Genomic DNA, 10569 nt, shown 5'->3' with positions numbered 1-10569 from the left:
CATTGTCGAAATGCGGCGGGATGAAACCGCCCGTGCCATGGCCGCGAATGGTGGTAAAATGATACCGTGAGCCGGGTTGCGGGCCGGGAGCCGCGCCATAGGCCGGCCCGTCGTCCAGCGCGGTCAGCAGATCGCCCACGCGGGCCTCGATGCCGGGAGACACCAGCGCGGCGAGGGCCGCGCGAAATCCCGGTTCCCCGGCGAAATAGGGCCGCAGGTCGGGTGCCGCGAGGTTGAGGTTCAAGCCATAGAAGAAGGCCTTGAAGGCGGCGGGAAAGTGGCTCTTGACGAAGCCGGGGGCGTTGACCTCTAGCGCGCGCACGGCGGCCTCCATCACCTCGGCGGGATAGACGTTGCGCACCAGGACCGCGTGCAATTCACCCGCGCGCAGCGCCGCGAGGGGGGCGTCGGAAGGATTTTCCGCGTCCACCGTCTCTATCTGAAAGAAATGGCTCACCGGTGCTCCGAACTTGTGTAAGGTCACTGTGTGGAACGCGCCCTTTCATTGCAACCCTCGGAGTCCGGTTGACCCGCCGCATCGCCCTTGTCTGCCTGACCCCTGAACCGGACACTGCCGAACTTGGCCCGCTGAAGATGCCCAGCTACGGCATCCGGCGGATCGAGGCGTCCGTTCGCGCCGATCCCGCCCTGGCCGATGCCGATGTGCGGCTGATCGACATGCAAGGCAGGGGCGCGGCAGAGCAGCAGGCGCTGCTGGCGGGTTTCGACCCGCACCTGATCGGCTTTTCCGCCTATGTCTGGTCGGCGCCCGACCTGATCGCGCTGGCCCGCGCCCACAAGGCCACCAATCCCGGCACGGTGATCGTCTTTGGCGGCCCCTCGGCGCGGACCGCGTTTTTCGACCTGCCGCCCTATCATCGCGCGGGCGATTACCTGGATGCTGTGGTCGAAGGGGATGGCGAGCTGATCTTCAACGCAATCGCGCGTCTCGATCCGCTGACCGCCGCCGGGTTGGAGACGGTTCCCGGCCTTGCCCTGCCACGCGGCGAGGGCTGGCTGCGCACCGGTCCCGCGCCGCGCATCGACCTGGCGGCGCTGGCGTCGCCGTTTCGGATGGGGCTGATGCCGCCGCAGTCGGTTGCCTACCTGGAAACCTTCCGGGGTTGCCCGCTGTCCTGCCGGTTCTGCGAATGGGGCGTGTTCAAGGATCTCAAGGCCGTCTTTCCCGAAGAGGCCATCGTCGAGGAGCTGCGCGCCTTCGAGCGGCTGGAAAGCCCGGCGGTCTTCCTGCTGGATGCGGGGCTGAACCTGAACGGCCATGCGTTTCGCAACCTTGCCGCCGCCCATGCGCAGGTGCCTGCGCTGCGCGACCGGCAGTTCTGGGCCGAGGTCTATCCCGCCTCGGTCAAGCCCGAGCACCTGGAGTTTCTCGAAGGGGTCGGCACGTCCTACCTGGGCGTCGGCCTGCAAAGCATCGATACCGGCGTGCTGAAGGCGCTGGACCGGCCGCAGAACGGCGCGCGCTTTGACCCGGCCATCCGGATGCTGGCCGAGGTCGCCGAGGTCGAGGTGCAGATCATCTTCGGCCTGCCCGGCGACACGCCAGAGGGGTTCATGCAGACGCTGCAATACGCGCTGTCGCTGCCGGTCGACGTGCGGGCCTATCATTGCCTCGTGCTGCCCGACGCGCTGCTGACACGCTCGCGCGCGGAGTGGACCCTGCGGTTCGATCCGCGCACGCTGGCGATGATCTCGAACAGCAGCTGGAGCCGCGACGACATCGCCGCCATGCGCCGCCGCCTGTCGGCGCTGGTTCGGGCGCATGGCGGACATTCGGGAGAGTTCTGGTATGCGTTCAAGAGCCGTGCCCAGGCGGGCGCGGTCCGCGCGTGAGCGGGATCCGGCAGGGTAGGCGGGTCGCGCTGGTGGCGCGCTATCCCGACCCGGACCCGGCGATGCCGCAATTCATCCCCAACCTTGGCGTCTACATGGTCGCTGCCGCCCTGCGCGTCGCCGACCTGCCGGACCTGGAACTGCGCCTGTGGGACATGCGCGGCGGCGATGCCGAGACGCTGGTGGCCGAGATTGACGCCTGGGATCCCGACATCGTGGGCTTTTCGGTCTATCTGTGGTCCTTTCCGGTCTTCTTCGACGCGGCGCGGCGGCTGAAGGCGGCAGACCCCGCGCGGCTGATCGTGATGGGGGGTCCGTCGGCCCGGCCCGCGATGCTGGATCAGCCGCCCTTCCGCGATCACGGGTTCATCGACCTGCTGGTGACCGGCGAGGGCGAGACGGTGTTCCCCGAAGTGGTCCGCCTGCGCGACCGCTCGCCGGAAAACCTGGCGCAGGCGAGGGGCGTTGCGGTGCCGTCACCCAAGGGCTGGGCGGTGATGCCCAACCCGGCCCCCGCGGTGCTGGACGACCTGGCGTCCCCCTATGTGGCGGGCATGGTCCCGGCGGGGGGGCTTGGCGTGTTGCAGACCTATCGCGGCTGTCCCTTTACCTGTTCCTTTTGCGAATGGGGCGTAATGGAGGCGCCGAAGAACGTGCGCTCCGCCGGGAACCTGTCGCGCGATTTCGACGCGATGGCGCGGATGGGGCTGGGCGGCGCGCTGCTGGTGGATGCGGGACTGAACCTGAACAAGGCGGCCTTTGACAACCTGGCGCAGGCGGCGCGCGACACGGGCTTTTTCCGTCGGCGCGGCCTGATCTCGGAGGTCTACCCGGCCAAGGTGCAGCAGAAGCATATCGATTTCCTGGCAGACGTGGGGCACGCCTATATCGGCGTGGGACTGCAAAGCTTCGACAATGACACGCTGGCCAATGTCGAACGCAGCTATGACGAGGCGCGGTTCGACGCGACGCTGGCGGCGCTGGGAGAGGTGGGGAACGTCGCGGTCGAGATCATCCTCGGCCTGCCCGGAGACAGCCCCGAGGGCTTCATGCGGTCGTTCCGCCGCGCCCGGCAACTGCCCGCCGCGCTGCGGGTCTATCACTGTGTCGTACTGCCCTCGGCGCTGATGGTGCGGGCGGCGGAGGATCACGCGCTGGACTATGACCCGGTGACGCTGAAACTGCGTGCCGCCAAGGGTTGGACCGAGGCGGCCTTGCGCGACACCGCCGAGCGTGTTGCGCTGGAGGCAGAGGCGGCGGGCGGCCAGTGCGGCGAGTTCTTCTGGGTGTTTCCGCCGCCGCGCCCGACCCACCAGAGGAGGCACGCCTGATGACGCCGAACGCGATCCGAAACATCCTGATCCTGGGCGGCGGTTCGTCCGGCTGGCTGGCGGCGCTGTATCTGAAACGCTTCCTGCGGCATGTGCCGGTCAAGATCACGCTGGTCGAGTCCGCACAGATCGGCACGATCGGGGTGGGCGAGGCGACGATCCCCTCGATGGTGCGCTACATCCGGCAACTGGGCCTCGACGAGGCCGAGTTCATGCGCCGCTGCAAGGCGACCTACAAGCTGGGCATCCGGTTCGACGACTGGCTGGAGCCCGGGCACGGCTACTGGCATCCGTTCGGGCTGGCCGGTGGACGGATCGACGGGATCGACCTGTTCCACTTCTGGCTGCGCAAGCGCCTGGTGACGGCCGATCCGCGCCCCTATGCCAGCTTTTCGCTCCAGGCCCGCGCGATGGAGGCAGGGCGCGCGCCGCGATCCGTCTCGCAAGGCTCGCCGATGATCGATACCGGCAGCTATGCCTTTCACGTCGATGCGGGCGCCATGGCGGAATACCTGCGCGAACTGGCGATCAAGGACGGGGTCAAGCACATCTTCGACGAGGTGACGCAGGTGCATCACGACGAGACCGGAAATGTCGCCGCGCTGGACACCGTGGGCGGGCGGCACCTGGAGGCCGACCTGTTCATCGATTGCACCGGCTTTGCAGGCGTTCTGATCGAAAAGGCGATGGGCGATCCCTGGGTCGACCTGTCGGACCAACTGCTGTGCGACCGGGCGGTGGTCCTGCCGCAGCAAAAGGACGAAGAGATGCCACCCTTCACCCGGTCCTCGGCGCAGGAGGCCGGCTGGATCTGGCAGATCCCGCTGAGCCATCGCAAGGGGTCGGGTTATGTCTATTCCTCGGCGCATCTCGATGACACGGCCGCCGCCGACCGGCTGCTGAAACTCGCGGGGTTCCGCCGGGCGCGGGCGGCCGATCCGCGGTTCCTGAAGATGCGGGTGGGGCATCGGACCGAGTTCTGGAAGGGCAACGTCGTGTCGATGGGCCTCAGTTCCGGTTTCATAGAGCCGCTGGAATCCACCGGCCTCTATTTCGTGCACCGGGCGCTGGACCTGCTGCGCGACGGCTTTCCGGACCGCGCCATGGCGCCCGCGCTGCGCCGCGCCTTCAACCGGCAGATGGGTGAGACCTATGCCGAGGTCCGCGATTTCATCGTGCTGCACTACGTCGCCTCGCGCCGCGAGGACACGGATTTCTGGCGTGCCGCACGGTCGGTGCCGCTGCCCGACAGCCTGGCCGAGGCGCTGGACGGCTATGACGAGCACGGCCAGCTTGCCCTGCGCCACGAGGCCTGTTTCGCCGAGGCGAACTACTTTTTCATCCTGGCCGGAAACAATCGCCTGCCAAGGCGGCCGACGGCCCGCGCGACGGCGGTCGATTTCAAGCGGGTCGCGTCCATCCTCGACCAGATCGACGCCCAGACCGATACGGTGATCGAGAGCCTGCCGGGCCATCGCGTCTATTCCGACTGGCTGCACAGCCAGCCGCTGGAGGATGACTGGCCGGTGGACGAAGGCGCGGCTGTGGGCGTGGGCGTAACGTCCGACTAGTCGTTATTGAACTAGTGGGTGGTGCAGACAGACGGATTACCCGTACGTGGCAAGCTGCCGGTAGTGGTTTCGATCAAGCTCCAGGAACCGGTTGTCTCCATCCGCGCCATATGCACTTTTGAGCGCTCCCTTGAAAAGGCGTTCCTCTTCGCCGCACATTGTCTTCGCGAAAGCGTAACTTTCCAAAGTGGGTTCCCCGACCTGATGAATCCCGACGTATTTCTCTGTGACGCATTCGATATAATGTGTGCCGCGTGAAGAGATATTGTATTGCCCGGTCGTTTCAGCGGGATCGCAAGAGGCCAAGACCGCGATTGCGATAATAGCCAGAGCTGTGTACTGCTTTATCATTTCTCTTGGTACCCCTGCTTTTTCAAGTCTTCGGGCTTGACGCAATCGGGCGAACTTTGGCAAATCTCGTCGAGGACGCGACGTTCGTTGTAATTGGGCGGCCGCCCCTGTCCTTCTTCAATGCGGAGAATAGTGGCTCTGCCGGTATTCGGGTCCAGAAGGACGCGGCCGCCTTCGACAATCGTACCGGCCGCCCCGCCCGGGCCGGCCGCGGTTCCGCCACCCACTCTGCGCGGAATGGTCGAACCTGTTTCTTGAAGAACTCCTCCGGCGATCGACGCCGCTCCCTCTGCAATCTCTTGCAACTGGTCGAGCTGTGCGCCAGGCGATTTGTCTACCGCGTTGCCGTTGGTTCCCTGAGAACCGGTGGAATTCGGCCCCGCAGCTCCGCTACGTTGTTCGTCCCGCAGCCTAGACGCCTCCCTTCGGCGTTCTGCTTCTTCGTGAAGCCTCCGGAATTCCTTGACTGCATCACTTTGCATGAGTTCCTCTCCTCGACGCCGCATCTCGGAGATACTCAAAGGCCGATCTGGATCCCCGTCGCTTTCACGTTCCGGTCTTCGCAGCCACGGTTGGTTTGAGATATTTGTGCCAGGAGACCCGTTGTCTACACGTCCGGATGGGATGATGGATGTAGGCGCCCTGCCAGAACGAGAGCCGGGCTCCGGGCCACCCCAGTCAACAGAGTATTGTCCGGTCTGCGGATCAATTGTCCCCCTGAAAGTACCGGAATATGGTTCGGTGACCAGTCTCAAGGTTCCACCCGAATTATCGTAGTAGGTGTCAGTTCCCGAAAATGATCCGCTGATTTGGCCGGTGGGCGAAATCGTACCCCTTAGCGAGCCCGTGTCGACTTCTTCGGGAAAGTTCACTGGATCGGAAACATCATTCCAAGAGCCCGAGATGATGCCGTTTCTTACCGAAACTGAACCGCCATCGACATTTATAGTGACTTGGGCTTGGGCTATCGATGCTAAAGCTGCAAAGATTACAGCAATAAAACTCGTTCTCGCCCACATGCGCTCCTCCATAATATCAATTGGACGAAACACGTACGATAACTTTTAACGATATCAGAGCCGAAAAATTTGTCAATTGAGTCTTGTCGGCGGGACGGTCGGCGCGCCGTGTTCCGGTCGTCTGCCGAATGCGCTTCGATTGTCTGCGTCCGGTCGAAAACTAAGAAAAACCGTCCCGGGTTTGCCCCGGGACGGGTCATGTCAGGTCGACCGGATCAGCTTGCGTCGATCTCGGTCTCTTCCTTCCTGGCCTTTGCGGCGTTCTTCCTGGCCGGCTTGGCCTTTTCGTCGGTTTCGGCCGCGACGCCGCCCAGACGTTCGATCAGGCGATCGAGGTTCTGCATGCTTTGCAGGTGGACATAGATCAGTTCGAGTTCGTCGGTCTGGGCCAGCGCCTTGAGCGTGTCGCCATCCAGCTGCTTGACCTTTTCCCGGTTCACCGCCCAGAAGCCCGCCAGCTGCACCGACTGGCCGTCGGGCAGGGTGAACTTGGCCTGCATCGGCTCCAACAGGCCGTGTTCCTTCAGCCGCTGGCAGAAGATCTCGGTTCGGCGGAAATGGCCCTGATACTTCTGCGCGAAATCCAGCATCAGGTTCAGATAGGCGGTGCGGTTGCCGTCGGCGTCGAACAGGCGTTCGCCCCGGCCGTCCTTGTTCACGCCCTTGAACTGCTCGTCGATGCACAGAGTCAGCTGGTCCGAGCCCTCGCGCCCCGCGAAGACAAAGGGATATTGACGCAGGAAGGCCGGGCGATAGCGGGCGTCCCAGCTGCCATCCTCATTGACGAAAAGGTTTTCCTCGTTGCGCACGCCCAGAACGGCGGTCGGCATGACCTTGTCCTCGGTTCCGGCAAAGACCACCGCGAACTCCTTGGCCGCACTGATGAATTCCGTTGCCATCAGCGGCACGGCATTGATCTTGGACGCAAAGCCGAAATCGGCCCCGGTCTTGACATAGGTGTCCTTGTGGGCGGCCACGGTGATCGGCGCGGCACGTTCGTAGATCAGCATCTGGGTCGTCATGGGGTCCCTCCCGGGTCTCGTCTTTCAGTTGCACAGGATCTGTCTGGCGGCATCGCGGCGATGGCGCGGATCGTATTGCATCGGCGACAGGCGCGCGGCTTCCCAGCCGAACTTTCCGATATACGCGGTCGACAGGCCAAGGCAGTCGGTTGCCGCGCAGCGGTCGCGATGCACGCATTGGTAGAAACCGTTGCGCATGAATTCTGGCCAGAAGGCCGGGTCGATATGCAGTTCGGGCTGTTCGTTCAGCACGAGATGCGCGAGGTCGCCCAGCAGGCAGGGCGGAAAGTTCTTGATTTCGACGGCGCGGCCAAGGGCCTGCGCACGGCTCGCGGCGACGCGCAGGTGAGGCAGCACGTCGGTATGCCGGGCGACGAGGTTCTTGTCGTCCTCCTCGGCCATCGGCAGGTAGACCCAGAATTCCATCTGGCGCAGCCGCCGCAGGTGCGACAGCCGGTCCACCACCTCGGCCAGCCGGTCGAAACTGCGCGTGGTGACAACCGTGTTGGTCAGGATCGTCACGCCCTCGAAAGCGTCCAGCAGGTCGAGCCCGTGCATCATCCGGTCAAAGGCGCGGGGCACCCCGGTGATCGCGTCATGGCTTTCGGCATCCGGCCCGGTGACCGAGACGAAGTATTCGTCGACCCCGGCCTCGACCAGCGTCTGCACGGTCTCGGGCCGGTCCAGGCTCATGCCGTGGGTCTGGATCCGCACATGGCGGAACCCGGCATCCCGGGCGGCGCGCGCCATGGCGGGCAGGTTCGGGTTCAGCGTGATCTCGGCCCCGGTCAGGATCAACCCGTCCCATTCGCGGCTGCGCGCGTTACGCGCGAGGATGCGGCGAAAGTCGGCGGTGGACTCCGGCTTCAGCCGGTCCATCGTGCCCTCGATCATGCAATGGACACAGCGCAGATTGCAGCGAAATTCCATCGACAGCGAGACATATCGGCTGTGATCGAACAGCGCCATCAAGGGATGCCGAAAATGAACATAAGATCAAGCGTAGCCATAGAAACTCGCTTTGGCAACGCGGGGTTGACCTTGGCTCAGAACAAAATCGTACCCGGTATCGAAACACAGATGTTCGAAACGCGCGGCATTCCGGGCGATGGCCTCGCGCAGGTCGGCGCGGAACCCGGTCCGGGCCAGGAACCACAGCAGTTGTGCCGTATCCACGCGCGAGAAATAGAGCGCATCGTTGCGCGCCTTGTTGGCGACGACCACGGTCTTGCAGCGCATCATCTCGGGCCAGGCCAGTTCGGCGGGCCAGACCTGCGCTTCGGCGTAGTGCGCCGAGGTGGTCAGCTTGCGCATGGCCTCCTCGCGCTGGGTCGCGGTGTCGAAGAAGAAGTAGACGTTCTTCATCCGCAGCCCGGTTTCGTCCTGCACATAGCAGATGCCCGAGGACACGGTGCTGCCCGGATTGCCGATGTAGAAGTCGATTTCCCCGATCGGCGCGCGGCGGCGCAACTGCCCTGCGTCGAAGGCGATGGAGAACATGAAATAGGGCCGGTCCTCGGGCGGGGTCAGGGCGCAGGGATGCAACGGCGCCAATGCCTTGAGCAAAGCCGAGGCAGAGCGGTCGCGCGCGATGCGGCCGTAATCGTAGAAATAGAACTCCCAGCTGGTGCGGCCGTCGAATTCCTTGATCCCCCAGACGGTGCGGAACGGGCCAAAGGCGCGTTTCATCGAGTCGAGCAGCGCGCGGCCCTCGGCCTCGACCCCTTCGAGGGCGAAGGAGTAGAGCAGGATCGTCTCGCTGCGCCAGCGCCCGGCGGGGTCGGCAAAGGCTTCATACTCCCACAGGCAGAAATCGGCATAGGTATCGCCCGGCTGCGACGGGATGGCGAGATCGGGCAGGGCAGGGGCGCTCATGCGACGGCTCTTTTCAGCGTCGCGTCGGCATAGATGGTCAGGAAGGGCGCGCCGTCCCGCCCGATGCCCGCCGACAAGTGGCCCAGCCGCGCGGCGGTGCCAAAGCCGGGAACGCCCGCCTGCCCGAACAGGGCCAGCGCCGGAGCGAGCAGGGGCTGCGCCATGCCCAGCGTCAGCCCGGCATCGTAGAGGTTGAGGTCGAGAGAGGCGCGGGGCGTGCCCGGCTCCTCTAACCGCAGCAGGACCAGGTTCGCCGGGTCCAGGCGGGACGCGGCCAGCCGAACCAGCCCGTCCAGCGCCTGCGCGACCGGCGGCGGCAGGGGGCCGAAGACGGCTGCGAACGCCTCGGGCCGTTGCGCGGGGATTCGGGTATAGGTCGAGCGCACGACGCGGCCCTGCGCCGCCTTCCAGGCGATGAAACGCAGGCCGGGCAGGTCGGCCGGCGGCGTGGCGAATTCGAGATACAATTTGCATACAGCGGCCTCGTCGCGCCCTTCCTGCCCGGCATGGACCATAAACGCCTCGCCGAAGCGCAGTTCGATCTCGTCCAGGGCGACGCGGGGCAGCAACAGCCGCCGCGCCAATGTCATGACCTGGCCGCGAAGGCCCGGTGCATCCTTGCTGCGGATACCATACAGCACCCGGTCCGCCTGCACGCCCTGCGGCGTCAGCTTGACCGAGCGTTCGGCGAACACGTCGCGCCCGACGCCAAAGACGTCTTCGCCGATCTGCGGCGCTTCAGCCGCCATCGCCAGGAATCTCCAGCGTGCAGCGATGCCCGGCGGGCAGGACAGAGCCCGGATTGGGCAGCGCAAGGCGGATGCCGAACGTGCCCGAGGCCGCGTCGAACACCCGGTCGATGGCGGTGATCCGCGCCGGATAGACGCCGCCGATCGGCGCGCCGGGGCTGACCTCGATCACCTGGTCCAGCGACAGGGCGGGATACATGGACACCGGCAGGAAGGCCTCGACATGCAGCGGGTCCAGCTGGGCGATGGTGGCGATGTGGGATTCCTGCGTCATGAACTCGCCTCCCGCCAGGTTGCGTTCCACCACGATCCCGTCGATCGGGCTGCGGATCTCCTTTTGCGCGCGCAGCGCCTCGGCCTGTTCCAGCTCGACCGCCATCAGCTGGACGCGGGTCCGGGCGATCCCCAGCTCGCGCCCCGCCACGTCGACGGCGGCGTCGGCCTCGTCCAGCTGTTCCTGCGTGGCGACACCGCGTTCCGACAGCTGGGTCAGCCGGGCCTGCCGTTTCAGCGCCAGGTCCAGCCGCGCCTGGTGCATCGCCACCTCGTCACGGTTGTCCGCCTGCATGCGGATCAGCCGGATCGAGACCTCGTCGATGTCGGATTTCAGCCGGGCGATCACGTCGCCCTGCGCCACCACCTGCCCGCGACTGACCAGCACCGCGTCCAGCAGGCCCGTCACCGGCGCGCCGACCTCGACCACCACGGCAGGGTCCATCACGCAATCGTAGGTCGCGGCCATCGGCGCCCCGGCCAGCCAGGCCAGCAAAAGGGCAGGGGGCAGGGATTTCATGGCG

At 65.4% G+C, this 10569-nt stretch carries 10 protein-coding genes; 3 read left to right on the top strand and 7 right to left on the bottom strand.

What is annotated here, in order from left to right:
• Positions 1–457 (bottom strand): 2OG-Fe(II)-dependent halogenase WelO5 family protein (locus KB874_RS22380; RefSeq protein WP_212538797.1); only part of this gene is annotated, 457 nt, incomplete at its 3' end.
• A 68-nt stretch (positions 458–525) separates the two neighbouring features.
• On the opposite strand from KB874_RS22380, the gene KB874_RS22375 reads away from it, so the two are divergent.
• Genes KB874_RS22375 through KB874_RS22365 form a run of 3 tightly spaced genes read left to right on the top strand, consistent with a single transcriptional unit; the run spans position 526 to position 4756 of the window.
• Positions 526–1854: a B12-binding domain-containing radical SAM protein gene (locus KB874_RS22375; RefSeq protein ID WP_212538796.1), complete on the top strand. Its 1329-nt coding sequence runs from the start codon at positions 526–528 to the stop codon at positions 1852–1854.
• Positions 1851–3185 carry a B12-binding domain-containing radical SAM protein gene (locus KB874_RS22370; protein WP_212538795.1) on the top strand — a complete coding sequence of 445 codons (1335 nt, stop codon included), beginning with the start codon at positions 1851–1853 and terminating at the stop codon, positions 3183–3185. Before KB874_RS22375 ends, KB874_RS22370 begins: the two co-directional genes overlap by 4 nt.
• A complete protein-coding gene (locus tag KB874_RS22365; RefSeq protein WP_212538794.1) occupies positions 3185–4756 on the top strand; it encodes a tryptophan halogenase family protein in 1572 nt (523 codons plus the stop codon). Before KB874_RS22370 ends, KB874_RS22365 begins: the two co-directional genes overlap by 1 nt.
• Positions 4757–5103: 347 nt before the next feature.
• On the opposite strand, the gene KB874_RS22360 is transcribed toward KB874_RS22365, so the two are convergent.
• From KB874_RS22360 to KB874_RS22335, 6 genes are all read right to left on the bottom strand, one after another.
• Positions 5104–5589, bottom strand: a complete 486-nt coding sequence (locus KB874_RS22360) for a hypothetical protein (protein WP_212538793.1) — start codon at positions 5587–5589, stop codon at positions 5104–5106.
• Between the two features lie 752 nt (positions 5590–6341).
• Positions 6342–7148, bottom strand: a complete 807-nt coding sequence (locus KB874_RS22355) for a SapC family protein (RefSeq protein ID WP_212538792.1) — start codon at positions 7146–7148, stop codon at positions 6342–6344.
• Between the two features lie 24 nt (positions 7149–7172).
• Entirely contained in the window at positions 7173–8117 is a 945-nt protein-coding gene (locus KB874_RS22350) for a radical SAM protein (protein WP_249200750.1), read from the bottom strand.
• 27 nt (positions 8118–8144) lie between these two features.
• Positions 8145–9023, bottom strand: a complete 879-nt coding sequence (locus tag KB874_RS22345) for a hypothetical protein (protein WP_212538791.1) — start codon at positions 9021–9023, stop codon at positions 8145–8147.
• Positions 9020–9772, bottom strand: coding sequence for a hypothetical protein (locus tag KB874_RS22340; RefSeq protein ID WP_212538790.1), 753 nt, complete (start codon positions 9770–9772; stop codon positions 9020–9022). Before KB874_RS22340 ends, KB874_RS22345 begins: the two co-directional genes overlap by 4 nt.
• Positions 9762–10565: an efflux RND transporter periplasmic adaptor subunit gene (locus KB874_RS22335; protein ID WP_212538789.1), complete on the bottom strand. Its 804-nt coding sequence runs from the start codon at positions 10563–10565 to the stop codon at positions 9762–9764. The genes KB874_RS22340 and KB874_RS22335 overlap by 11 nt, the downstream gene beginning before the upstream one ends.
• Between the last annotated feature and the right edge of the window lie 4 nt (positions 10566–10569).

The organism is Thetidibacter halocola, assembly GCF_018224955.1.
Classification (GTDB): Bacteria; Pseudomonadota; Alphaproteobacteria; order Rhodobacterales; family Rhodobacteraceae; genus Thetidibacter; species Thetidibacter halocola.
The sequence above is the reverse complement of the archived record's forward strand: the minus strand, read 5'-3'. Positions and strand labels throughout refer to the sequence as shown.